This is a genomic window from Bradyrhizobium sp. Ce-3, assembly GCF_022835695.1.
GTDB lineage: Bacteria > Pseudomonadota > Alphaproteobacteria > Rhizobiales > Xanthobacteraceae > Bradyrhizobium.
Window position 1 is genome coordinate 621,969 of the sequence record NZ_BQUV01000004.1, and the last position, 23,074, is coordinate 645,042.

Annotated in this window: 21 protein-coding genes and 1 tRNA gene; 11 read left to right on the forward strand and 11 right to left on the reverse strand. The window is 64.8% G+C overall.

Annotated elements, in window-relative coordinates:
* The first annotated feature begins 39 nt into the window (after positions 1-39).
* The 4 genes from BRSPCE3_RS17570 (at position 40) to BRSPCE3_RS17585 (ending at position 4,305) form a co-directional block, all read left to right on the forward strand.
* On the forward strand, positions 40-1,389 hold the full coding sequence (locus BRSPCE3_RS17570; RefSeq protein WP_244067199.1) for a carbohydrate porin: 1,350 nt from the start codon (positions 40-42) through the stop codon (positions 1,387-1,389).
* Between the two features lie 40 nt (positions 1,390-1,429).
* Entirely contained in the window at positions 1,430-2,194 is a 765-nt protein-coding gene (locus BRSPCE3_RS17575) for an ATP-binding cassette domain-containing protein (protein WP_244067200.1), read from the forward strand.
* Positions 2,194-3,276 (forward strand): ABC transporter permease, encoded by a 1,083-nt coding sequence (locus BRSPCE3_RS17580; protein WP_244067201.1) that lies wholly within the window; start codon positions 2,194-2,196, stop codon positions 3,274-3,276. Before BRSPCE3_RS17575 ends, BRSPCE3_RS17580 begins: the two co-directional genes overlap by 1 nt.
* 132 nt (positions 3,277-3,408) lie before the next feature.
* On the forward strand, positions 3,409-4,305 hold the full coding sequence (locus BRSPCE3_RS17585) for a sugar-binding protein (RefSeq protein ID WP_375709923.1): 897 nt from the start codon (positions 3,409-3,411) through the stop codon (positions 4,303-4,305).
* 281 nt (positions 4,306-4,586) lie between these two features.
* Here the strand turns inward: BRSPCE3_RS17585 and BRSPCE3_RS17590 are convergent, their stop codons facing one another.
* The gene (locus BRSPCE3_RS17590; RefSeq protein WP_244067203.1) at positions 4,587-5,987 is read right to left on the reverse strand and encodes a PLP-dependent aminotransferase family protein; all 1,401 of its coding nucleotides are present in this window, start codon (positions 5,985-5,987) and stop codon (positions 4,587-4,589) included.
* A gap of 242 nt (positions 5,988-6,229) precedes the next feature.
* On the opposite strand from BRSPCE3_RS17590, the gene BRSPCE3_RS17595 reads away from it, so the two are divergent.
* Positions 6,230-7,147, forward strand: a complete 918-nt coding sequence (locus tag BRSPCE3_RS17595; protein WP_244067204.1) for an NADP-dependent oxidoreductase — start codon at positions 6,230-6,232, stop codon at positions 7,145-7,147.
* A 99-nt stretch (positions 7,148-7,246) separates the two neighbouring features.
* The gene (locus BRSPCE3_RS17600; protein WP_244067205.1) at positions 7,247-7,864 is read left to right on the forward strand and encodes a nitroreductase family protein; all 618 of its coding nucleotides are present in this window, start codon (positions 7,247-7,249) and stop codon (positions 7,862-7,864) included.
* A 143-nt stretch (positions 7,865-8,007) separates the two neighbouring features.
* Here the strand turns inward: BRSPCE3_RS17600 and BRSPCE3_RS17605 are convergent, their stop codons facing one another.
* Positions 8,008-9,423 (reverse strand): MFS transporter, encoded by a 1,416-nt coding sequence (locus BRSPCE3_RS17605; RefSeq protein ID WP_244067206.1) that lies wholly within the window; start codon positions 9,421-9,423, stop codon positions 8,008-8,010.
* Between the two features lie 246 nt (positions 9,424-9,669).
* Here BRSPCE3_RS17605 and BRSPCE3_RS17610 point away from each other — a divergent pair, with 246 nt between their 5' ends.
* Positions 9,670-10,422, forward strand: coding sequence for a helix-turn-helix transcriptional regulator (locus BRSPCE3_RS17610; RefSeq protein ID WP_244067207.1), 753 nt, complete (start codon positions 9,670-9,672; stop codon positions 10,420-10,422).
* A 112-nt stretch (positions 10,423-10,534) separates the two neighbouring features.
* On the opposite strand, the gene BRSPCE3_RS17615 is transcribed toward BRSPCE3_RS17610, so the two are convergent.
* From BRSPCE3_RS17615 to mnmA, 5 genes are all read right to left on the reverse strand, one after another.
* Complete coding sequence (locus BRSPCE3_RS17615; protein WP_244067208.1) at positions 10,535-10,804, reverse strand: hypothetical protein; 270 nt, start codon at positions 10,802-10,804, stop codon at positions 10,535-10,537.
* Between the two features lie 221 nt (positions 10,805-11,025).
* Positions 11,026-11,102, reverse strand: a tRNA-Met gene (locus BRSPCE3_RS17620).
* Between the two features lie 115 nt (positions 11,103-11,217).
* The gene (locus tag BRSPCE3_RS17625) at positions 11,218-11,583 is read right to left on the reverse strand and encodes a hypothetical protein (protein WP_244067209.1); all 366 of its coding nucleotides are present in this window, start codon (positions 11,581-11,583) and stop codon (positions 11,218-11,220) included.
* Positions 11,584-11,636: 53 nt separating this feature from the next.
* On the reverse strand, positions 11,637-12,275 hold the full coding sequence (locus BRSPCE3_RS17630; RefSeq protein WP_244067210.1) for a class I SAM-dependent methyltransferase: 639 nt from the start codon (positions 12,273-12,275) through the stop codon (positions 11,637-11,639).
* Between the two features lie 25 nt (positions 12,276-12,300).
* Positions 12,301-13,497, reverse strand: a complete 1,197-nt coding sequence (mnmA, locus tag BRSPCE3_RS17635) for a tRNA 2-thiouridine(34) synthase MnmA (RefSeq protein ID WP_244067211.1) — start codon at positions 13,495-13,497, stop codon at positions 12,301-12,303.
* A 359-nt stretch (positions 13,498-13,856) separates the two neighbouring features.
* Here mnmA and BRSPCE3_RS17640 point away from each other — a divergent pair, with 359 nt between their 5' ends.
* Both BRSPCE3_RS17640 and BRSPCE3_RS17645 read left to right on the forward strand, forming a co-directional pair.
* Positions 13,857-15,452: a flagellar hook-length control protein FliK gene (locus BRSPCE3_RS17640; protein WP_244067212.1), complete on the forward strand. Its 1,596-nt coding sequence runs from the start codon at positions 13,857-13,859 to the stop codon at positions 15,450-15,452.
* Positions 15,453-15,462: 10 nt separating this feature from the next.
* The gene (locus BRSPCE3_RS17645) at positions 15,463-16,173 is read left to right on the forward strand and encodes a flagellar hook assembly protein FlgD (protein ID WP_244067213.1); all 711 of its coding nucleotides are present in this window, start codon (positions 15,463-15,465) and stop codon (positions 16,171-16,173) included.
* Positions 16,174-16,731: 558 nt separating this feature from the next.
* Here BRSPCE3_RS17645 and BRSPCE3_RS17650 read toward each other — a convergent pair.
* The 4 genes from BRSPCE3_RS17650 to BRSPCE3_RS17665 all read right to left on the reverse strand — a co-directional run bounded on the left by BRSPCE3_RS17650 (position 16,732) and on the right by BRSPCE3_RS17665 (position 20,799).
* Positions 16,732-17,043 carry a hypothetical protein gene (locus BRSPCE3_RS17650; protein WP_244067214.1) on the reverse strand — a complete coding sequence of 104 codons (312 nt, stop codon included), beginning with the start codon at positions 17,041-17,043 and terminating at the stop codon, positions 16,732-16,734.
* Positions 17,044-17,133: 90 nt separating this feature from the next.
* Positions 17,134-19,125: a hypothetical protein gene (locus tag BRSPCE3_RS17655; protein WP_244067215.1), complete on the reverse strand. Its 1,992-nt coding sequence runs from the start codon at positions 19,123-19,125 to the stop codon at positions 17,134-17,136.
* Positions 19,126-19,186: 61 nt separating this feature from the next.
* The gene (locus tag BRSPCE3_RS17660) at positions 19,187-19,513 is read right to left on the reverse strand and encodes a hypothetical protein (RefSeq protein ID WP_244067216.1); all 327 of its coding nucleotides are present in this window, start codon (positions 19,511-19,513) and stop codon (positions 19,187-19,189) included.
* A 308-nt stretch (positions 19,514-19,821) separates the two neighbouring features.
* Positions 19,822-20,799, reverse strand: a complete 978-nt coding sequence (locus BRSPCE3_RS17665) for an AraC family transcriptional regulator (protein WP_244067217.1) — start codon at positions 20,797-20,799, stop codon at positions 19,822-19,824.
* Between the two features lie 543 nt (positions 20,800-21,342).
* Between BRSPCE3_RS17665 and BRSPCE3_RS17670 the strand changes: the two genes are divergently transcribed.
* Both BRSPCE3_RS17670 and BRSPCE3_RS17675 read left to right on the forward strand, forming a co-directional pair.
* On the forward strand, positions 21,343-21,522 hold the full coding sequence (locus BRSPCE3_RS17670) for a hypothetical protein (RefSeq protein WP_244067218.1): 180 nt from the start codon (positions 21,343-21,345) through the stop codon (positions 21,520-21,522).
* A 116-nt stretch (positions 21,523-21,638) separates the two neighbouring features.
* On the forward strand, positions 21,639-22,907 hold the full coding sequence (locus BRSPCE3_RS17675; protein WP_244067219.1) for an OpgC family protein: 1,269 nt from the start codon (positions 21,639-21,641) through the stop codon (positions 22,905-22,907).
* Positions 22,908-23,074: the final 167 nt, after the last annotated feature.

The window sequence follows — 23,074 nt, forward strand, 5'->3', positions numbered from 1 at the left end:
ACAAAATGGACAAAGCCGGGGACGCTGGGAGTGCAGAAAATGTCATTTAGGTCTGTGAGCACCGCGTGGGCGTGCGGCGCGGGGATCGCCTTGTCATCTCTATTCGGCGGCGGCGCGCACGCGGCCGATCTCTTAACGAAGGCTCCGCCTGTGCCTTACACGGAGACCGATGATTTCTGGACCAGACCTTACCTGTTCGGCGATCTCGGCAGGACGCAGCTGAAGGAGCGCGGCATCTCGCTGGCCCTGACGCTCGGCGACGAAGCCGTCGGCAATCTGTCGGGCGGAAACAAGAACGTCGGCGCCAACGCCGGACAGCTGTTCTTTCAGGCCAAGTTCGACATGGCGAAGCTCGCCGGCATTCAGGGCGGCCTGATCGGCCTCACGCTGGTCGACCGCTTCGGCCACAATTTGAACGACGACGCGGGCATTCCGGCCCTGCAGCTGACCAACGAAGTGTTCGGCCGCGGCAACATCCTGCGCCTCACCGAACTCTACTATTCGCAGAAGCTGTTCGATGACCGCCTTGAACTGAAGGGCGGCCGTCTTCCGGTCGGCTCCGACTTCTTCTTCGGCCTGTGCGAGTTCATCAACCTGACCTTCTGCGGCGGCCAGCCCGGCAACATCCAGGGCGGCTACATCTACAACTGGCCGGTGAGCCAATGGGCCGGCGTCGCGCACTACAACTTCGCCAAGGAATGGCAGCTGTCGGTCGGCGTCTACGACGCCAATCCGAACTATCTGACGACGTCGGACTCCGCGACGTATTTCCTGCCGGGCGTCCCCGGCTCGAGCCGGGCCTCCGGCGTGCTGGTGCCGGTCGAGGTGGTCTGGGCGCCGAGCGGTCCGCTGAACGGCACCTGGCGATTCGGCGGCTGGTATGACAGCGCCTCGACGATTGACGGTGGCCTTCCCGGCATCATCGCGATCGCGCCGGGCATCGGTGGCGTCTCGGACCAGAATCTGGGCGATCAACGCGGCCGCTATGGCATCTATGAATCGATCCTGCAGCGGTTGACCGTCGAGGGTGCGAAGGCACAGGGTTGGTACATGTTCCTCAATACGACCGTCGCCGATCACCGGACGTCGTATCAGGACTACCAGGTCGCCCTGGGCTTCCGGCACACCGGAACGTTCTCCTGGCGCCCCGAGGACGAAGTCGGCTTCGCGGTCGGTACGACCCACGTGAATTCGGCTGCGCTCACCCTGAATGCGGGTGGCAACGAAGTTCCGATCGAAGCCTGGTACGGGTGGCAGGCGACTGGCTGGATGAACCTCAAGTTCGACGCCCAGTACGTGATCAATCCCGGCGGACGCGGCTACAATGCTGCCGGCATCAAGACCGAGAATGCCTGGGTGCTTGGTCTGCGCACGCTGGTGCACTTCTGAGCCAGAGGCAGTCTGCCCGCATGCCCGAACGAGGCCAGCCATGGTAACACCTCACGACGCCGGGCTGGCGGTCCTGGAGCTGAAGGGCATCGGCAAGGAGTTCGGCGCCATTCGTGCGTTGCATGGCGTCGACCTGCGCATCTCTCCCGGCGAGGTGGTCGGCCTGATGGGCGACAACGGCGCCGGCAAGTCGACGCTGGTCAAGATCATCGCCGGCAACTTCCCGCCGAGTCACGGCGAGATCCGCTTCGACGGCAGGCCGGTTCATTTCGTCCGTCCGATCGATGCCCGCGCGGTGGGCATCGAGGTGGTCTACCAGGACCTCGCGCTCGCCGACAATCTCACGGCGGCGGCCAATGTCTTCCTCGGCCGTGAGCTCAAGCGCAAGCTTGGTCCGTTCGCCTTGCTCGACCACAAGGCGATGGCGGCGCGCGCGCTGGAGCTGTTCGGCGAGTTGCGCTCGGAGACCCGTCCGCACGACCTCGTCAGGCAGATGTCGGGCGGCCAGCGTCAGGCGGTCGCGATCGCACGGACGCGGCTCTCCAACGCCAAGCTCGTCATGATGGACGAGCCGACGGCCGCGATCTCGGTCCGCCAGGTCGAGCAGGTGCTGAGCCTGATCCATCGCCTGAAGGAACAAGGCGTCGCGGTCGTGCTGATCTCGCACCGCATGCCCGACGTGTTCGCGGTCTGCGACCGCGTCGTCGTCATGCGCCGCGGCGAGAAACGCGCCGACAAGGCGATCGCCGACACCAGCCCCGAGGAAGTCACCTCCCTCATCACGGGAGCGAAGGAGGCTGCGTAATGGCCACGCCCCTGGAATCGCCCATCACCTTCAGCAATGTCGGCAAGGCCAGATGGTGGCGGAGCGGCCTGTTCGCTTCGCAGACCGGCTACGTGCTGCTGGCGCTGGTGGCGCTGTTCGTGGTGATGAACTTCGCCAGCCCCTACTTCCTCACCGAGGGCAATCTGCAGAATGTGGCGAAGAATTTTTCCTTCATCGCGATCGCCACGCTCGGGGTCACCTTCGTCATCATCACCGGCGGCATCGATCTCTCGGTCGGCTCGGTGATGTGCTTCTCCGCAATGATCACCTCGATGGTGATGACGCAGATCTCGACACCGGGCATGCCTGGCGCGGAGTGGTTCGTGCATTTGGCCGATGACGGCAAGACCGTGATCGCCAATTGGCCAGGGCTGATCCTGCTGGTCTCGGTCCTGGCCGGGCTCGCCGTCGCATTGATCGTCGGCCTCGTCAACGGCTTCTGCATCGCGGTGCTCGGATTGTCGCCGTTCGTCACCACGCTCGGCATGCTCTCGATCGTGCGCGGCCTCGGCTACGTCGTCTCCAACGGCCGCGGCAGCTTTCCGAGCGGCCCCGAAGCCAGTTACTTCTACACGTTGACATCGGGCGTCGTGCTCGGCATGCCGGCGCCGTTCATCTATCTGGTGGTGCTCGCGGCGGCGATGGCGGTGGTGCTGCACCACACCAGCTTCGGCCGCCACGTCTTTGCGATCGGCGGCAACGAGAAAGCCGCCGCCCTGACCGGCATTCCGGTCGTCCGCGTGAAGATCGAGATCTACGTGATCTGCGCGCTCGCCGCGGGTCTGCAGGGCATCATCATCTCGGGCTGGCTCGGATCGGCGCCGGCCAACATGGCGACGTCCTACGAGCTCAACGTCATCGCGGCCGCCGTGATCGGCGGCGCCAATCTCGCCGGCGGCATCGGCGGCCCGCTCGGGGCCATCGTCGGCTGCGTGCTGCTCGAGGTGATCCGCAACGGCCTCGTGCTCGCGCAGGTCAACTCCTATTGGCAGCAGACCCTGGTGGGCGTGATCATCATCGCAGCCGTGCTGGTCGATCGTCTCCGCTCGCGCATGGCCTGACAAGTTCGTCCTGGAGGATCGCAAATGTCCGCCTGCCCGCCTCCGGGAGCCGCTGATTTCAGGGACAGGCACACAAGAACAATGTGGAGGGAAGCAATGAGGAAGACATTTTCTGTCGCCGCGGTGCTCGCCATGATGGCGACGCCCGGCTTTGCCCAGAACTACAAATTCGTGATCGTGCCCAAGGCGATGAACAATCCGTTCTTCGATTTCGCGCGCGACGGCTGCCAGAAGCGCGCCAAGGAGCTCGGCAACATCGAATGCATCTACAAGGGCCCTGTCGAGCACGAACCGGCGACGCAGGCGCAGATCATCCAGGATTTCATCACCCAGAAGGTGGACGGCCTCGCCATCTCGGTCGCCGATGTCGCAGCGATGACCAAGTCGATCGAGGCGGCCAATGCGGCCGGCATCGCCGTCATCACGTTCGATGCGGACGCCCCTGGCTCGAAGCGGATCGCCTATATCGGCACCGACAACAAGGAGTTCGGCGTGCAGCTCGGCAAGCAATTGCTGAAGCTGCGGCCCGATGGCGGCAAGTACGCGATGATTTCAGGCGGACCGGGTGCGAAAAACCTCGCCGAACGCGTCGACGGCGTCCGTGAAGCGCTCAAGGGCTCGAAGTGGACCGAAGTCGGGGGTTCGCCGACCTTCTGCAATGACGACCCCGCGCTCGGCGTCCAGCAGATGACCGACCTGCGCACCGCGACGCCCGACCTCGCGGCGATCGTCCCGATCGGCGGCTGGCCGATGTTCGCGCCGGAAGGCTTCAAGGCGTTCGCCAGCAAGAGCAAGAAGGACATCGACGCCGGCAAGTTCACGCTTGTCGTCGCCGACACGCTCAGGATGCAGCTCGAGCTTCTGAACGAGGGCTATGCCAATGCGCTGATCGGGCAACGTCCGTTCGAGATGGGCGAGAAAGCGATGGATACGCTGCTTGCCATCAAGAAGGGCCAGAAGGTGCCGCAGATCATCTACACCGGCCTCGACGTCGTGACGAAGGACAATGTCGCGGCAATGCTGAAGTAGGCACGGAGGCCCGATCCGGCGCCGCCCGTTCGAGGCGACATCGCGCAAGGGCTCGGAGATTCCGAGCCCTTGGCAGCCGGGTCGGCTGCATCACCCGGCAACCGACCAATGCCGGCGCGCGGTGCGCGCCGCCAAAATATCGAAAACAACCCCATGCACAGTAGGCCGCGGCCGCCGGCGTTCGACCAGGCGCCTTGACACGTCGGGCAACTCAGGGGTACATTTCCAATATTCCGAAATCATGCAGACGCTCGTACCCGTGGGCCCACCGGTTGCGCTTGCTATCGCGTCAACTCCAACAGCCGGCGGCAGTCGGCCGCCAGCCGCCGTTCATTGAGGTTGGTCACGCAGAGCAGCAGCCCTTGCCGGGGGGAACCCACGTACCACGGCGACAAGGGAGACGGCGCCAGGCCGAACGTGTGGACGCGGGAAGCGATATCCACGTCCGACGCAAACTCGGGAAGCGAGATCACCAGTGCGAGACCGGCAGTTGCTTGAACCTTGATCGAGTCCGACGCGATCTCTCCGAGGCAACGAAGCAAGGCCGCCCGCCTTGAGGCGTAGAGCCGCTTCATGCGGCGCAGATGGCGAAGATAGTGGCCTTCGCGCAGGAAGCCCGCCACAGCGCGCTGCACGCCGGCGGCCGGCGCCGGCGCCAGGCAAGCGGCGAGTTCACCGAACCGGCGCCCCAGTTCCGGCGGCACGACCATGAAGCCCAGGCGCAGCGTCGGGCTGATCGTTTTGCTGAAACTGCCGATGTGCAGCACCCGTCCGCCATGATCGAGAGACGCAAGGGCCGGAGCCGCCCGTCCATTGAGCTGCAGTTCGCTGAGGTAATCGTCCTCGATGATCCAGGCGTTGCTTCGCCGTGCCCAGTCAAGCAGCGCAAGCCGCCGTGGCAGCGACATCGTCATGCCGAGCGGCGCCTGCTGGCCCGGCGTCACAACCGCCAATGTCGCTCCGGCGGCAGTCCGGATCGCGGCGGCAACGTCCAGTCCCTGCGCATCAACCGGGATCGCTGTCACCGTCATCGCCGCAAGGCCGAGCGCGATGCGGGTGAGCGGAAAGCCTGGATCCTCGATCCAGGCCCCCGCTCCTTGAAGTTCAAGCCCGCGGATCGCCAGACCCAGCGCACCGGAGAATCCGCCCGTGACCAGCACCTGGGAGGGACTGCACCGAATGCCGCGCGCGAGCCCCAGGTAGGCAGCGATCTCTTTTCGCAGCTCCGGATCGCCACGCGGATCCGGATACGACACCGGCGCTGCGGCAGTTCGCCGGGTTTCACGCGTCAGGATGCGTGACCACAGCTTGAACGGGAAGGCATCCTGAGCGGGAACACCCATCTGAAATGGCAGCGGAGCGGTTCCGAACCCATAGAACAGGTCCGGCAGAGGCGAGGCCTCCGGCGACCAGTCCGGCGCTGAGGATCGCGACGGGCGCTCGGCCACACGCGTGCCTGCCGGTCCGAGACCGATTGCGAATTGCTCCGCGATGAGACGTTCGTAGGCCACGCGCACGGTTCCGCGCGAGACGCCGAGCTGGGCGGCGAGGTCGCGCCAAGAGGGCAACCGCGCACCTGAGGCAAGCCGCCCGTTCTCGATGCTTTCCCGGATCGCCGAATAAATCTGGGCGGCCAGCGGAGCCCGTCTGGCACGATCGAGTTGGATGGGAAGGGCAGCCATCGCGCGATGGTACAGCCCAAATCGGCAATCTTGGTACTGTTTTATGACCAGGCAGTAACGCATCTGTTCGCTGACACCAGCGACCGGAGCGAGCCCGATCCATCAGGCTTCGCGAAAAGCCCCGGTCATCGCAAGCATCGCAGACACGGAGACGCGCGTTCGACGATGGCCGACATCCTGGAGATGGCCGGCGCGTTCACGCTTCCTGCGGCAAAGCGACAAACGACGAGGAGGAGAAGATCATGAAGGCAATCGTTGTGACGGAGCAGGCGGCGGGAACGGCCGGCATGCGGCTGGTGAAACGGCCCGAGCCGCAGGCCGCGATAAACGACGTCATCGTTCAGGTTCATGCGTCGGGATTCGTTCCGACCGAGCTGGAGTGGCCGTCGACCTGGACCGATCGCCTCGACCGCAACCGAACGCCGTCGATCCCCGGTCACGAGCTGGCCGGAGTGGTCACCGCGCTCGGCTACGGCACGACGGGGCTGTCGGTGGGACAGCGGGTGTTCGGCCTCGCCGATTGGTATCGTGACGGCACGCTGGCGGAATACGTCGCCATGGAGGCGCGCAACCTCGCGCCGCTGCCGGGCGACGTCGACTTCACGGTGGGCGCCAGCCTGCCGATCTCGGGCCTCACCGCATGGCAGGGACTGTTCCAGCACGGCCGCCTGCAGGCGGGGCAGAGCGTCCTCGTGCACGGCGCGGCCGGTGCCGTCGGTTCGATGGTGACACAGCTCGCACGAGAGTTCGGCGCCTACGTCATCGGCACCGGACGCGCCGCCGACCGTCAGGCGGCGCTCGACTTCGGCGCGAACGAGTTCGTCGATCTCGGCAACGACGCCCTGGAAGACGTCGGTGGAGTCGATCTGGTGTTCGATGGCATCGGCGGCGACATCGGGAAGCGATCGGCGGGCCTGATCCGGGCCGGAGGAAGGCTGGTCTCCATCGTCGGGCCGGCCGAGGCACCGCCCGCGCACGGCCTCGCGATCGACTTCGTCGTCGAGTCCGATCCCGCCCAGCTCAACGAGATCGTCCGGCGGGTGCGGGACGGACGGCTGCGGACCAACATCGGCAACGTCTCGACCCTCGACGAGGCCGTCGCCACCCTGAACCCGAAGCAGCGACGCAAGGGAAAGACGATCATCCGGATTCGCCCCTGAGCGGCGCACGCCGATCGTTGCATGCAGAACGAAAGCAGCTCTGCATGCAGCGAAAACACGCCTGCATTTCGACCTATCCCCTCACCTATCGGAATCACCATGACCAACGCCGTCATCGAATGCATCCTGAGCCGCAGCGCCGCCAAGTACTACGACCCGGCTGCCGCTTTGACCGACGACCAGATCCGCGACCTGGTGCGGATCGGCACCAGCGCGCCGACCTCCTTCCACTTGCAGAACTGGCGCTTCATCGCCGTACGCACGGCTGAAGCCAAGGCTCGGTTGCGTCCGATCGCGTGGGACCAGCCCGCCATCACCGAAGCAGCCGTCACCTTCATCGTCTGCGGCCAGTTGGCCGATTCCAGCGTCGTACCGCAGCGCCTGGCACCGCTGGTCGACGCCGGCATCATGCCGGCCAAGATGGTGCCGGAATGGGAAATCCCCGCACGCGATCTGTATATGGAGTACCCGCAGCGCCAGCGCGACGAAGCCGTACGCACCGGCACATTCGGCGCGGCGGCAATGATCTATGCGGCCCGCTCGCTGGGCCTCGGTTCGACGCCGATGATCGGCTTCGATGCCGAGGCAGTGGCCCGCGAGTTCGCGCTGGCCGATGACGAGGTGCCGGTCATGCTGTTGTCAGTCGGGCCGGAACGTCCGGGAAACTGGCCGCAGAAGCCGCGCCGTCCGGTGGCCGATGTGCTGGAATTCGCATAATACGGTCAGGTCGGCCGACTGACGAGGCTCTGCTCAGGGAAAAAAAGCGCTCGCGCCGCACGCGCGCGCTTCGTCGCGGTGGAAAGCGACGAACCGTCGGCCGGCCTCCCGGCACCACACGAGCTCGACCTGCACCTCCGGCTTCATCGCCCCTCCTTTGCACGGCCCTGCACGATCGCGACCGCACCTGCGAGCAACACAGCGGCCGATATCACCAGCGAGGCATGTGCGCCTGCCATGAACGCGTTGTCCCCTCCGACCAGCGAGCCGAACAGGGCAACGCCAAGCACGCTGCCGGTCTGCCGCGTCGCGTTCAGCACACCCGCGGCGATGCCGGATCGCGACTTCTCGACACTGCCGAGCAGCGTCGAGGTCAAGGACGGCACGAGCAGGCCGAGCCCGCCGCCGAGCACCATCAGCTGAGCGCAGATCGCCCCGTAGCTGGTGCCTGAAGCCATCGGCAGCAGCGCAACGCAGCCCGCGGCAGTGATCATGCAAGCCAGCGCAATGGTTTGCGGCGCGCCGAGGCGCTCGCTGACCGCCGCGGCGATCAGGTTGGCGGGCAGCACCATGGCCATCATGGGCACGAAGGCGAGGCCTGTTGCGAACGGCGACCAGCCATTGACGTTCTGGAAGTAGAGACTGAGCACGAAGATCAGGCCGTAGAAGGCGATGTTGAAGAGGAGCCCGACCAGCGCGGTCAGCGCGAACATGTGACGGCGGAACAGCGACAGCGGCAGCATCGGTTGCGGCGCGCGCGCCTCGCGCCATACGAACAGCAGTCCGATCACGGCCGCCCCGACGAAGCCCGTGATGACGAGCGGATGGCTCCAGCCCACCGCGCCGCCCTCGATCAGGGCGCCGGCCAGCGTGCCGAGGGTTGCAATCGCCGCAATTTGTCCGAGCAGATCGATCTCGCGCTGCGCGACCCGCGGCGTCTCCTCGGCGTAGCGCCAGGCAAGCCAGAGGCCGGCGGCGCCGATCGGCAAGTTGACGAGAAAGATCGCGCGCCAGCCGACCAGCGCGATCAGCGCGCCGCCAACCAGCGGCCCCGCAGTCAGTGCGACGCTCGCACCTGCGGCCCAGAAGCCGACCGCGCGGCCGCGCGCCTTCGGATCGGTATAGGCGTGATTGAGCAGCGTCAGCGAGTTCGGCACCAGGATTGCCGCCGCCAGGCCCTGCACCGAACGAGCAACGATCAGGAACATCGCCGACGGAGCCAGGGCGCAGGCGAGCGAAGCCAACGTGAAGATTGCGAAGCCCCCGATGAATATCCGTTTGGCACCGACGCGATCACCGAGCGCACCGGCGGTCAAGATGAAGGCAGCGAATGCGATCGTATAGGCGGTCACCACCCATTGCAGCTCGGCCACGCTGCCGCCGAGCGAGGTGCCGATGCTGCTGAGCGCGGTATTGACGATGGTGATATCCAACTGCACCACGCCGAGGCCGAGGCTCGTGGCGGCAAGCGCCAGCGCCGCGGCGAGAGGCGAACGGGATGATGCGCGGTCAGAGCCGGCTTGTTCCGGCTGCCTTGTGTCGAGCGAAGTCGTTTGCATTGATCACACTCGGTTGTCTGCGAGATTTTGACGGATCAGACCAGCCCGCTTCGCGATTATCGTTCGATGCCAATCGAACATTTGGAGCCGCGAGATTTTCGTCCCATCGCGGCGATGTCTTTCGCCGGGGCTTGGTGGTGTCCGGACAACCTATGTCCCGCGATTGAACCGGTCTTGCAGAAACACTACGATCTTGGCCGAAGTATTCGTGCTTGGCACTGCGTCCCCGTCGGCTTAAAACAAGACATGGACACGGGACCCAAAATCGCCCAGGTCGCGGCACTCATCGGCGATCCGGCGCGCGCCAACATGCTCAGTGCGCTGATGGACGGCCGAACCTTGACCGCCTCGGAGCTCGCCTATGTGTCCGGCGTGGCGCCGCAGACGGCGAGCGGCCATCTTGCGAAACTCAACGACGCCGGATTGCTCGCGCTCGCAAAGCAGGGCCGACGCCGATATTTCCGCCTGGCCTCTCCGCACGTCGCGCGCGTGCTGGAAGGTCTCATGGTGGTGGCGCAGGACGGCCCCGCCCGGCAGCGCAACCTCTGGCGCGGCGGAGAGACGCTCCGACACGCGCGCACCTGCTATGACCACATGGCTGGCCGCATCGCCGTCGCGATCGCCGACCGGCTGGTCCGGCAATCGCATATTCTGCTCGACGAGGATGGCGGACAACTGACCGATGCCGGTCGGTCATTCTTCGATGAGTTCGGCGTCGATCTTCGCCTCGCCTCGAAGCGCCGGGTGTTCTGTCGCCCCTGTCTCGACTGGAGCGAGCGCCGGCCGCATCTGGCCGGGGCACTCGGCGCAGCCATTCTTCGTCACGCGCTCGAGCACGATTGGGTCGAGCATGTCAGGGACAGCCGCGCGCTCGTCGTGACGCCTCTTGGTGTGAGAGGCCTTGCGACAACGTTCGGCATTGAGGGCGCACCTCCGACGGATGGCCGAAGGGCAGGTTGCGTCACGGTCCCGAGGCTGGGTAGCGGTCATCCCGGTTGAGCAAACGCGCCCCGCGACGTAGCTAGCAGCGCGATCAGCCGCGTCCGCAGATGACTTCCGTTTTCGCCAAATGGCGAAAGCTCCAATACGACCAGCCGCCGAACCCGCGCCGTCAATGCCAGGAAGGTGCGATGATCGGCGCGGTGTGCTCGCCTGGCTGGGCAGCCGCGGTCGTGATCTGCTCGGAAGCGGCGCCGCCGGCCGAGTATGTCGCCATGGCCTGGATCAGCTGGTTGAACTGCGAACTGATCCCGCCGGCCAGCGTTGCGGCAGCATAGGCAAGACTCGTGTCCGCGGCGACACCGGCCGTGCCATCGCTACGCGTGAAGCTCGTCAAGCCGTTGATGACCGAACCATCCGCGAGATGCTGCGGCGGCCCCATCGGATTGAGATCGATCGACGATCACCGAAGTCGCCAAGACCATCGGGAAAGCGCTCGACCTGATCGACAAAGCGTCACCAGCCATCGGCGCGGTTTACAACTGGATGATTGGTAATCGCGTCACCGCAGCACGCGACGCTCGAAATCGAGCTGCGCGGACATGTCGATAGTTTGCTAAAGGCCCCGACGGGTCATGCGTCGTTCGGCTGGGAACGGGCCAATGGTAGCGGGAGAGGGACTTGAACCCCCGACCCCAGGATTATGATTCCCGTGCTCTAACCAGCTGAGCTACCCCGCCATCGGCTCGCGATCGGCGGCATCAGCCGCACGTTGCGAACGCGCGGCATATAAAGAGTGGCATGCGCGCCTGTCAAGCAAAGGCGGACGAGGCGGCAACTTATTGCAGACAGAGGCTATTTCGGCCTGACCGAGGGGTCGCCTCCGGGGCTGCCGGGCGGTGGAATCACCGGCGTGTTGCCGCCCTGCGGGGTCGGCGCCCGCATTTCGGGATCGACGCCGGCCGGCGGGCACAGCACCCCGTCGGATCTGGCGAGCTTGTCGCCGAGCGGCTGGCCGCCCTGCCCGGTGGTGGTTCCCTCCGGAACCACAGCGCCTGGATGCGACGGCTGCTGCGGCGCGCAATTCGCGGCGGCGCGCTGCGGCGCTGGCGGCGCGGTCTGTGCCGGCGGTGTCGCTGATGTCGGCGGCGCCTGCGCCGCGGCCACAACCGGCGCCAGCGTCAGCACACAGGACAAAGCGAGTGTTCGGTTGATCCTCATGACGAGAAAACCGGGATGAGGCGCCGTTGTTCCCGGTCAAATCGCGGCAGGCCTCACGATTTGCGGAAGCGGATCAGCGAGAAATGCCCCATCGGCGGCATCGGCCGGCGTTCCGCGAGGCTGACGCCGCCATGCTTCGCGGCCCAATTGGTCAGCCGCTCCCAGGGAAATTCCGGACGCCAGCCGAGCCGCCGCGCCAGCGGCGCGAAGGCGAGCTCGAAGACGCGACGCGGTCCGCTCTCGGCGCCGATGTGATTGACCAGGATCAATTCACCGCCGGGCTTCAGCACGCGAATGAAATCATCCAGCGTCGCTTCCGGATCGGGCACCGCGGTGATGACGTATTGCGCGACCACCGCATCGAAGAACGCATCCGGAAACGCCAGGTTCTTGGCGTCCATCACCGCCAGCGTCTCGACATTGGAGAGGCCCAGCGCGTGCACGCGCTTCAGCGCCCGCCGCAGCATCGGCTCGGAAATATCGACGCCGCAGAGCTTCGTCGTGCGCGCATAGTCCGACAACGACAATCCGGTGCCGACGCCGACGTCGAGCACCCGTCCGCCGATCCGGTCGGCTTCCGCGATGGTCGACTGACGGCCCTGGTCGAACACCTTGCCGAACACGAGATCGTAGATCGGTGCCCAGCGGCCATACGCTTTTTCGACCCCCTCGCGGTCGATGTCCCCAGCCATTCCCCTGCCCCGATGCTTCTTCTGTCTAGCCGCGAACCGCTTCCGCGAGCGGCGCTGTCGCATCCTGCGTCGCGGCCCGCGCCACGCGGCTCGCGCTCGCACTCTTGATGAAGCCGCCGCCGAGCACACGCGCCTGACCGGAGGCTGCGTCGTAGAACACGCAGGCCTGGCCGGGCGACACGCCCTCCTCGCCGGCGACGAGCTCGACCTCATAGCCGGCGTCAGTGGCGCGCAACCACGCCGGCTGCGGCGCACGCGTCGAACGGACGCGAACATAGATCTCGATGCCTTCGCCGATCACGCGATCCAGCGCGCCGTCGCCGATCCAGTTGACGTCGCGCAGCGCGATGCGATCCATCCGCAGCGCCTCGCGCGGCCCGACCACGACCCGGCGCGTCGCCGCGTCGAGCTTGACCACATAGAGCGGATGGCCGGAGGCGATGCCGAGGCCCTTGCGCTGGCCGACGGTGAAATGAACGATGCCCTGGTGCTGGCCGACGACGTTGCCGGCGAGATCGACGATCTCGCCCGGCGCGATCGCATTCGGCTTCAGCCGTCCGATGATGTCGGTGTAGCGGCCGGTCGGCACGAAGCAGATGTCCTGGCTGTCCTGCTTGTCGGCGACCTCGAGGTCGAAGCGACGCGCCAGCTCGCGGGTCTGCGGCTTTGTCATGTCGCCGAGCGGGAAGCGCAGGAAGTCGAGCTGCTCGCGCGTGGTCGCGAACAGGAAATAGCTCTGGTCGCGATCGGCATCCGCCGCGCAGACCAGCGCGCGCGATCCGTCGGCGAGCCGGCGCGAGGCGACATAATGTCCGGTGGCGAGCGCCTGCGCGCCGAGCTCGCGCGCGGTCGCGAGCAGGTCGCGGAACTTGACCGACCGGTTGCACTCGATGCACGGCACCGGCGTCTCGCCGAGCGCGTAGCTGTCGGCGAAATTGTCGATCACCGATTGCTTGAAGCGGCTTTCGTAGTCGAGCACGTAATGCGGAATGCCGATCCGTTCGGCGACATTGCGCGCATCGTGGATGTCGCGGCCGGCGCAGCAGGCGCCCTTGCGATGGGTCGCGGCGCCATGGTCGTAGAGCTGCAGCGTGATCCCGACCACGTCGTAACCCTGCGACTTCAACAGCGCAGCCGTCACCGACGAGTCGACGCCGCCGGACATGGCAACGACGATCCGTGTGTCTTCAGGGCGGCCTTCAAGATCCAGACTGTTGAGCATCTCTAAGCGGTCATTGGTCAGTGTCGCGGCGAGCTTATGCGCTCCGCGACGAAATTGGAAAAAGCCTTTGTCCAGAAAGCCTTAGAACGCGTCCAAGGCCGGGTCGGTCGGTTCGGGACGCGTCGGAGGCCACCTTTTAATATAGGCCGTATTCCGGGGAGGCAATCCGGCGCAATCCGAGCCTGGCCACGCGCGGACGGCAAATCTTGCCGCCGGGCAAAAAGGAGACCCGTCGGGAACCCGTTCCTGGCTGTGCGCGCGACCACCAACCATTTGAAATACCTTGCTATTTTCTCCACGCGATGGTTGGCCCGCTCCTTGCTGACAAAACGCCGGAAGTCTCATTTGCGAGGGTTGCGGTGGTCAGCGTCACGTCGGAAGCATTGGCAGGCCGGTCTTTTCAGGGCGCGACCCAGCGGTCGGCGCGGCCCGATCCCGCGTCCCAGGCGGGCAACGACGGCTTTGCCGCGCTGGTCGACAGCAATACTACGTCCACGAGCGACAGCAGCCGGTACGACTCGCCGCCACCGCCCTCGCGCCGGTCCGACGATTCGTCGTCGACGACCGACACACGCTCCCGCGACAACAGCACCGCTCCCGACCGCGCGTCCAACAGCGCGCGGGACGACAAGACGGTCGATGACGACAACGACAGCGGCGCGCCGCGCAAGACCAAGCCGAAATCGAAATCCGACGACCAGACGTCGAGCACCGATGCGCAATCCACCGGCGACAAGACCGACGCGACGCAAGCCGCCGCGCAGCCGCAGCCATCCAACGCGGCGGCGGTCAATGCCGTGATTGCTCCGGTCGCCGCGACAGCGGCGACAGCGCCAGCAACGGCACCGGCGACTGCGCCATCCGACCAGCCCGCCGCACCGCTCGCGATTGCGGCAGCGGCCATCGCGGCAAGCGCGGCGGTCGCCGGCACGGGTGCCGCGGCCGGCACCGGTGCGCCAGCCGGCGCCGACACCGCAACGGCGGCGACCACCACGGCGAACGCCGACAAGGTCGCCAAGACGGCCGGCGTCAAGACCGAGGCGCAGATCATCACCACCGCCGATGCGACGACAGTTCCGGGCGCCGCGACCGCGACCGGCGATGCGACACTCGCTGCCACCGTTGCCGCCGGAACGCCGGCCACCAAGACGACGACGCAGGTCAAGGCGCAGGTCGCCACCGCGGACGCGGCTGCGACGGCACCTGCCGACCAGGACGGTGCGGCCCAGGGCAGCGCCAATACCGCGCCGGCCGCGCCGACCACCGTCGTTGCCCCGGTCGCGCAACCGGCCGCGGTTGCCGGCAAGGCGAAGGCCGCCGCGGACGGTGCTGCCGATGCCATCAAGTCCGATGCCAAGGGCGACGGCAGCGCCACGCCGACGGTCGGCGGCCAGGCGGCCGCGCAGCCCGCGCTCGCGACGCCCGATTCCAGCGCGCAGGCGGCCAATACCTTCCAGGCGCAATTGGCGAGCAGCCAGACGACGCCGTCCGCGACCGCGCAATTGACCGTGACCAACGCAGCGCAAGCCGCCGCGGTGCCGCTCAGCGGCCTTGCGATGCAGATCGCCGCCTCCGCCAAGAGCGGCAAGAGCCGCTTCGAGATCCGGCTCGACCCTGCCGAGCTCGGCCGCATCGATGTCCGCATCGATGTCGACCGCAACGGCCAGGTGACCTCGCATCTCACCGTCGAACGCCCGGAAACGCTGTCGATGCTGCGCCAGGACGCCAACCAGCTGCAGCGCGCGCTCGACAATGCCGGCCTGTCGACCGGCAATGGCGGATTGCAGTTCAGCCTGCGCGACCAGTCGCAGTCGGGCCAGAACAACAACGGCCAGTCCAATCCGAACGCCCACCGTTTGATCGTCACCGAGGAGGACAGCGCGCCCGCCGCGGTGGCTGGTCGCTCCTACGGCCGCGCAACCGGCGCCCTCGGCGGCGTCGATATCAGAGTGTAAGGAGTTCACCATGGCAGTCGATGCAACCATGCCAACGCCGGTCGTCTCAGCACCGGGCACCGGCAACTCCGGAAGCAGCAGCACGAAGAACAGCGGCCTGACGAACTCGTCGCAGGGCATCGCCGACAATTTCCAGACCTTCCTGACGCTGCTGACCACGCAGTTGCAGAACCAGAACCCGCTCGATCCGCTCGACACCAACCAGTTCACCCAGCAGCTCGTGCAATTCGCCGGCGTCGAGCAGCAGCTGAAATCCAACGATCAGCTGAAGTCGCTGATCGATATCGAGAAGAGCGCGCAGTCGACCCAGGCGCTGGTCTATGTCGGCAACACCGTCGCGGTCGACGGCAGCAAGACGCAGTTCGACAAATCCGCGACCTGGAACCTGGTGTCGCCGCAAGCCACCAGCGCCACCGTCACGATCACCAGCGCGACCGGCCAGACCGCCTATTCCGGCAATTTCAGCCTGAAGCAGGGCAACGCCAGCTTCGTCTGGGACGGCAAGGGCAATGACGGCACGCAATGGCCGGCCGGCACCTACACGCTGACCGCCACCGGCAAGGATTCCAAGGGCAACCCCATCGCCATCTCGACCGAGGTTCAGGGCGTGGTCGACTCCGTCGACCTCACCGCGTCGCCGCCGCTGCTCTCGATCGGCGGCCAGACCTACACCACCGACAAGATCAAGCGCGTGGTACGCGGCACGTCGAGCTCGAGCTAGGTCGTATCATCGCTATCTGCGCCAATCCGGCGTTCAGCTTCGCGCGAATTGCACTTGCGCCTTTGCGTCACGAGGTGCCGCATCCACAGCTGTCGTCCCTGCGCAGGGACGACGCGGATGATGGCTCTGGATTCAAGTTGTCACGCCACGCGGTGTCATCGCCCGGTCAAGCCGGGCGATGACAGTTATGGGTGGGGACGCAATTTCGCGCTCGCGTGAACCTAGCCGCGTCCGTGCCCCGGCGATCGGAAGGCCAAAAAAGCCATCACAGCCAGCAATCCAATCCAAACCAAAAAGTGCTCAGCAATCATTGTTCGCTCCCCGCTGACATTCAGAAAGCAGGAAACGGGCCAAGCGAAACAAGCGGCCTGCCGCTTCGAACCCCGGCAAATCCCCAGCATTGCGGCCTGTTCTGTCGTCTCGCGCCACCCTTGCGCCCCGACCGACGCCTTACAATCCATCCCCGCCGCGCAAAAAACAGGCGCCGTACCAGCCCCGGCCGCCAACGCACGGCACCGGCCGCGCAACCGACGCGGCCCGCTCCATCTGCCTGCCGCATCAATAGATGCGGACGTGATTGGCCTCGAACGTGACCGGGAAATTATTGCGATTCTGCAGTGTCAGGATCAGCACGACGCCGACGCCGCCGCGGTGATCCCAATACACGGCCTTGTTGGTCTCAAGCAGGGGCTCCATCGAGGCATGCTTGGTGTCGAGATGCGGCGCGATCGAGACGTCGAAGAATTCGTTCGGCGCCTTCGAATCCCGTCCCCACCAGAACGTGAAGGGCTGGCTCGAATTGGCGGCGATCGTATAGGTTCCTTGCTTGTGGTCGATATTGGCCATGACGTTGGGTCCTTCGTTTTCCATTCGTCGCTCCATGCGACGCCCCAACGATGATGCGCTGCCCGCGTTCGCGCCGTGAGATACATCACTCAACGACACAACCGACGAATCCTGCTACGGCACTCCGTAGATCAAGACCTTGCCGGATCTCGTCGCGAGGAAGACCCGGTTGCCCGCAATCGTCGGCGGGACCAGCTTTGAGAACCAGTACTTCTGCGGTTCCGTGGTGTCGTTCCACAACTGTCGCATCGTGAAGGGGTCGTAGGCCCTCAGCACACCATTGTCCTGGCTTGTCCGGCACGACGGGTAGCCGGGTTCGTCGCAAATTTCTGCCGATGCAAACACCACGCCTGAACTGCCGCCGGTCGGATCGACGTTGACCGAAATGAAACCGCCGGGCATTCCGTTCAACCTCATGTCCACGTAGGGAGGCGCGATCGGTTCGCCTTCCAGCGGAGGCAGTTCAAACTTGCCGTCGTGCCAGCGAAACCGCTTCGGCTTGTCCTTTTCACCCCACAGGAACATGAACTGGTCATTTCCGAAGCTCGCAAAAGCAGGCGTGCCGTGGATGTGCGGCCATTCCATCCAGCTGTTCAGCAGATAGTCTTGACCGGCCGGCCAACGAACCTGCGTCGCCTGAAACTTCTGGCGAACGTGGTCGCGCGCCGCGTCGTCCAGCGAGTCCTTGTGCTTAACCCGCTCCTGCCAGGTGGTTACGCTACCGTAAGTCCACGCCGGGTCGGAGGTCTCCGGTCCGCCCATGTCGGCACGATCGAGGACATAGAACACCCCCTCCTTGCCACCGGCGCCCAGATAGCGCGTCCCCGGAATCAGCACCACGCCTGCCGCCGACATGTCGAGATCGTAGCAATCCTCCATGGTTCGCCGATACGGCGTGAAATAGTCGGCCGCCTCCATGCTCAGATGGTAGGGCTCGCTTCCTTGCGGGGCTGTCCGCTCGGTATGAACCCGGACAACGCTGCTGGCGAGACTGGCCTTGTCGGGCTGGTCCAGCTCCCCCGGCGGAACACCAAAGCAGAGCCGGCGATTGCCCGTCGTGAAATAGAGATTGCCCGCGTTGTCGGCCGCAAGACCGGTCGATCCCTGCCAGATGCCGCCGCCATCGGTGTTGTCGTCCGTGACCTGGTAACGGCCGACCGCATCGAGCGTGGCCGCGTCGAATGCGCTGATCGAACCGTGCATCCGGATCGGCGAGCCCTCGCACAAGCTCGAATAGCCAACGAAAACCACGCCATTGGCCAGCACGAGGCTCGTGCGATTGCGGTGCAGCTTGTGCCACTCCTGATTTGGAGCCGGCACGATAACGGATTTGAGCACCGTGCCGTCGTTCATCGATATGGCGGCAACATGCTGCAGCCCTTCGAAAGTCTTGTAGCTGACGAAGATCCGGCCGAGAGCCGGGTCGATGACAGGCGTCGACTCGATTCCGATCAGACCGGTCTCGAGCCCGTCAAGCGTTCCGTCCTCCTGCCAGGCGGCCAGGGAGTTTGGCGCGCACGCGGCGCCATCGGCCGGAGGCGGATCCTCTCCCGGATGAAGGGGCTTTTTGCTGACCACCGGGCGACCGAGCCAAGCGTGCCATAGCGGTGTTGTTCGAGCCTCCGACGGCGAGAAGGCATAGACATCGTTGTGCGAGGTCGCGACGATGAGCACGGGCTGCCGCGCGTTGTTGACCGTGGCATCCCTCATGAATAGCGGCTGCGAAAGCACGACGCCTCGAACGGCAAAGGACCCGAGCCGCTTGAATCTCTGAACCGTCTGCTGATTGATACCGGGCACATGAGACGTTCCGGTGCGATTGTTGTCGTTTCGTTGCGTCAGGACATCTTCCGACGCCTGCGGGATCGGAAACACGTCGTCCGACAGGACGGGGACGATGACGAGCGGCCGCGCAGGTGCGGCCAGCGTCGGGACGGCATCCGGCGTGCCTGGCGTCACCACGTGGAGATCGGGCGCAGCAGGCAACACAACGACATTCTGAATGTCCTGCGCCCGGGCCGAAATTGATATCGCCGGCACGAAAGATGCGATTAGCAGCAGAGGCACGAGTCTGGCACACAGACGTGACAAATTGATCGGAGACACAGGCATGCTCCCTAGCCGGTTGAGCATAGGTCGAGGACGACGAATGAAGCTTCGCCGAATCTCAGGGCATGTTTATTCCGATGATCTTGGGAAACCCGTCGATGCACTCGGTATTGTGCACCGTGACCGTGACCGGCTTTCTTGCCACATATGCGGTCAAGGCCGCCGAATAATACGTGTGGTATCCGGCGTTGTTGGTCGTGCTGATATAGCCCAAGGTGTTTTGCGTACAATGGGCGGGATTGATCTGCGGGACATTGAGCATGACGCCGAAGGCGTCGTCGTTCCAGCCGGTGCGGATTTGAGTCAGCGTTCCGGAAACCGCTTGCTGGGCGTGGCACGGCAGGACGCTTGCAAGCAAGACGGCGGCGGCGAAAACGGTGCGCATGAAAATGTCTCCTGAAAATGAGAAATGCGTGAAACAAACGTTGTAAATCGAAACAATGCTATCATTGATAGAGGGCGCGACCTGTGAAGCCATTCACATGGCCATGAGCGACGCGAATACGTATGCGCCGATCAGTATCTGGCCATGGGACAGGGCAGCTCTCCGGACGCTCCTCGTCCGGACCAAGCGACGCCGGATCATCGGGGCCATCGTCGTGCGGTAGCGGCGCAGATAGCGGCAGCTGCGCGTCGGGCGGCATGGCAGGATCACTGGGTTCGGGCACGTCAGGCAGCGGCGAGCAAAACGGCTCAGTTGGCTGCCTTGCGGACGAGCCGAACGCCGCGCGGAGTTTCTCCGAAACGAATTCGGAACAAGCGATTGAAATACGAAACGTCGGAGAAGCCGACCTCCAGCGCGACGTCGGAGATACGCTGACGGCCGGTGTGCGACCCGGTCAGCAATTCGAACGCCCGCTGCAGACGCAATTCGTTCAAGCGCTCCGTGAACGACGTTCCCGATGAGGCCATCAGGCGCTGCAGATAGCGAGGCGAGATGCCCTGGCAACGTGCGACCGTTTGAACGCTGAGCCCCGGTTCCTGAAAGTGCACGGTGATGTACTCGAGTGCCGCACTGTGCCGCGCAGCCACGACGGCGCTCGCACTGCTCTCGCCCAATTCAGGACACTCGTCGATCGCGAGAGCGACGAGATCATGGATGTGGGTCACGACCTTGTGGCGAAGCTTCGGGGCGGTCAGTGCGCGCGTCTTGAACACCGACTTCAGATATGCCGCGAACAGCCGGAACGCTTCCGTTCGGCGCCCGATCGGCCGCATGGCCAGGCTTTCGAGATTCGTTACGCGCTGCTCGAGCTCTGCGCGCGGCACCGCCAGACCGAATTGCAGGCCATCGACGTAGGTGACGCTGGCCGGCTCGGAATGCAGAATTGCGATTGCATCGCCTGCGCAAAGCTCGACGTCCCGGCCGCGCTGCGTCAGCTGACTGCTGCCGGGAGCGCAGAAGATGATGCCGACGGAATCGTCGCCGTCGGCGAGGTTCGCCTGCAAGCGCTTGAAGCGCATCGGAGTGCCCTTCAGCGCGAGCGTACGCAGGCCCTCGACGACCCGCAGCGATGCATCGGCCTGGAGCGGAACGTTCGACAGAGGCTCGATATCGGCGTGCACGACGCATCGTCCGAAGTGCTCGCGCCACAGCGGGATACGAATACGCTCCGGAAGGTCGCTCGTCGAAAATCGATACGATGTGAAATTGGCTGCGTCCGTAGGCATGGGGACCTCCGGCTTTCACAAAACGTCAGGATGAAATGCTGCGGTACCACAATCGACGTCGGCATTTTGCGATTCACGCACCGGCATTGCCTCGATCCGTGCGCGCAAGTCCAAGATGCCATGCTATCGATCTGCTAGCCTCATTTGCCTGTGATCGATGCTGATGTGAACTGGTTCACCTGTCGGTCAGAATAATACGTTTATACTGATCGCGAAAGTCGCGGCCTTTATTTCTCCTTTAGGAAGAGACGGCCGTGAGCGCTCTATCTGTAATTGCCGCCATCGGAGTCATTGGACATCCCGGCGGCATGCAGGCGCAAATCAGCTCTGTGCCCTGTTCGTAGCAGATCCGGTTCACGGCGCCGCGCGCAGGCTCGTTTGAAAGATTGCGGATACCGATTTATTTCGCTGCTTTAGCCAAATCGCTAGCAGGATTCGTCGGACATGAAATGCCAGCGGCACTGTTGGCTTTGGCCGCCGGTTGAAATGGTCGAAATCTGTCACATGGGAAATCCACCTTGGTGAACAGGAAGAGGTTCGATCATGTCCACCCTATTCGAAATGCTGTATCGCGAATACTGCCGTGCCCGCCTCGTCGAAATGCGGAAGCAGTTCTTGATACCGGTCATCGGCGATATCCTGCCGCCGCCGCCGGAGGGCGATCATCCCTCCGGCCCCAATGATCCCGACTGGATGACGAAACAGTCACCGACCGTCGGCTAGCTCGACAACCCAATCCCTTTGGCCGGTCGGAGGCTCGTCCGGCACGCGCACACCGCGGAGCATCCGGTGCGCCGATGTCCGACCAGGCCGCGCACGCACGCCAGACAGATCGACAGATGCACGATCGAACCCACAGCTCGAAGCGCTTGACCGGCGAAATTCCGCCGGCATTCAGATCGACCGGCCGCGATGCGCGCATCGACGTCTGCCGCGGGATCGCGCTGTGGTGGATCTTTCTCGACCACGTTCCCGACAATGCAGCGAGCTGGCTGACGCTGCGCAACTACGGCTTCTGCGATGCCGCCGAAATCTTCATGTTCATTTCGGGCGTGACTTGCGCGCTGGCCTACGGCAGGGCACGTCAGCGCGACGGCTGGACAGGCATGGTCGGCCGCTCGCTGCGGCGGGGATGGGACATCTATGCCGCATTTCTGCTGCTTGTGCTCGCCTGCGCCGTGCTCGTCGACGTCTCAGGCAACGATCGTCTTGCCGACGAGAGCAATATGCGGGTCCTGTTCGAGCGTCCGGGTGCGACGCTTGCGCAGGCCGCGATCCTGCAATTCCACCCCGTCAATACCGATGTCCTGCCGGTCTTTGTGATCTGCCACGTCCTGTTCGCACCGCTGTTGTGGCTGCTGCTGCGCGCACCGAACGCGACGCTTGGCGTCTCGCTATCGCTCTATGCGCTGGTGCACGTCTTCGGCTGGCGGGTTGCTGCCTGGCCCGGCGGCGTCTGGTTCTTCAATCCGCTGGCATGGCAGTTTCTGGTCGTGCTGGGCGCATGGTACGTGATCGAGGGCAAGACAATCCGCGGATGGGTGACGTCGCGCTCGGCGCTGGTCGTCTCCGCGTTCGTTCTGGCGATCAGCCTCGTCCTTGCACTCGGCCAGCACGTCAAGCTGCCGGTGCCGCAGGCTTTGACGGATTTGCTGTTTCCGTTGGACAAATCGAATCTGAGCCCGCTGCGGCTGCTGCATTTCCTGGCTGTTGCGATCGTGGCCTCATGGCTCGTGCCGGCGGACTGGCGCGGGCTATCGACGCCGATGCTGCGCGGCGCGCGGCGCTGTGGCGAGAATTCGCTGCCGATCTATGGTCTCGGCGTGCTGCTGGCGCTCGTCAGCCAGCTCGATCTGTTCGACGTCGCGAACCGGCTTGCGATGCAGATCGCGCTCAGTCTCGTCGGTGTGCTGCTGATGACCGCCGTCGCGACGCTTCTGAGCGCGCTCGGCACCGGACGCAAGCCCGCGGCGGGTGCGGTCGGCCGGGAGATATCCGTCGCCGCGACGAACCGGAAAGCCGGCGTTCGCGCAGGCAGTACCGCTTCCGGCCGAGAGCCGACAGCCGTCACCGCTCCGTCAAACCTGACGCCCTTGATGAAAATTTGAATCGTGGCGGAGATCGGCTGTTTGCCACGTTCGGGCGCCCGCGCCCTGGCGACGCAACCATTCCGTTCGCGCTTCGGTTTTTGCTCCGGTTAGACGCAACACGGAGACAACCACATGAGCGACCCGAATGCGTATGCTGATCAGTACCTGGCCATGGGACAGGGCAG

Excerpts from the sequence above, each read along its gene's own strand:
- BRSPCE3_RS17645 (WP_244067213.1), top strand. The coding sequence starts at position 15,463 with ATGGCAGTCGATGCAACCATGCCAACGCCGGTCGTCTCAGCACCGGGC.
- BRSPCE3_RS17670 (WP_244067218.1), top strand. The coding sequence starts at position 21,343 with ATGTCCACCCTATTCGAAATGCTGTATCGCGAATACTGCCGTGCCCGC.
- BRSPCE3_RS17590 (WP_244067203.1), bottom strand. The coding sequence starts at position 5,987 with ATGGCTGCCCTTCCCATCCAACTCGATCGTGCCAGACGGGCTCCGCTG.
- BRSPCE3_RS17595 (WP_244067204.1), top strand. The coding sequence starts at position 6,230 with ATGAAGGCAATCGTTGTGACGGAGCAGGCGGCGGGAACGGCCGGCATG.
- BRSPCE3_RS17600 (WP_244067205.1), top strand. The coding sequence starts at position 7,247 with ATGACCAACGCCGTCATCGAATGCATCCTGAGCCGCAGCGCCGCCAAG.
- mnmA (WP_244067211.1), bottom strand. The coding sequence starts at position 13,497 with ATGCTCAACAGTCTGGATCTTGAAGGCCGCCCTGAAGACACACGGATC.
- BRSPCE3_RS17660 (WP_244067216.1), bottom strand. The coding sequence starts at position 19,513 with ATGCGCACCGTTTTCGCCGCCGCCGTCTTGCTTGCAAGCGTCCTGCCG.
- BRSPCE3_RS17650 (WP_244067214.1), bottom strand. The coding sequence starts at position 17,043 with ATGGAAAACGAAGGACCCAACGTCATGGCCAATATCGACCACAAGCAA.
- BRSPCE3_RS17625 (WP_244067209.1), bottom strand. The coding sequence starts at position 11,583 with ATGAGGATCAACCGAACACTCGCTTTGTCCTGTGTGCTGACGCTGGCG.
- BRSPCE3_RS17580 (WP_244067201.1), top strand. The coding sequence starts at position 2,194 with ATGGCCACGCCCCTGGAATCGCCCATCACCTTCAGCAATGTCGGCAAG.
- BRSPCE3_RS17605 (WP_244067206.1), bottom strand. The coding sequence starts at position 9,423 with ATGCAAACGACTTCGCTCGACACAAGGCAGCCGGAACAAGCCGGCTCT.
- BRSPCE3_RS17665 (WP_244067217.1), bottom strand. The coding sequence starts at position 20,799 with ATGCCTACGGACGCAGCCAATTTCACATCGTATCGATTTTCGACGAGC.
- BRSPCE3_RS17610 (WP_244067207.1), top strand. The coding sequence starts at position 9,670 with ATGGACACGGGACCCAAAATCGCCCAGGTCGCGGCACTCATCGGCGAT.
- BRSPCE3_RS17630 (WP_244067210.1), bottom strand. The coding sequence starts at position 12,275 with ATGGCTGGGGACATCGACCGCGAGGGGGTCGAAAAAGCGTATGGCCGC.
- BRSPCE3_RS17570 (WP_244067199.1), top strand. The coding sequence starts at position 40 with ATGTCATTTAGGTCTGTGAGCACCGCGTGGGCGTGCGGCGCGGGGATC.
- BRSPCE3_RS17675 (WP_244067219.1), top strand. The coding sequence starts at position 21,639 with ATGCACGATCGAACCCACAGCTCGAAGCGCTTGACCGGCGAAATTCCG.
- BRSPCE3_RS17585 (WP_375709923.1), top strand. The coding sequence starts at position 3,409 with ATGATGGCGACGCCCGGCTTTGCCCAGAACTACAAATTCGTGATCGTG.
- BRSPCE3_RS17615 (WP_244067208.1), bottom strand. The coding sequence starts at position 10,804 with ATGGGGCCGCCGCAGCATCTCGCGGATGGTTCGGTCATCAACGGCTTG.
- BRSPCE3_RS17575 (WP_244067200.1), top strand. The coding sequence starts at position 1,430 with ATGGTAACACCTCACGACGCCGGGCTGGCGGTCCTGGAGCTGAAGGGC.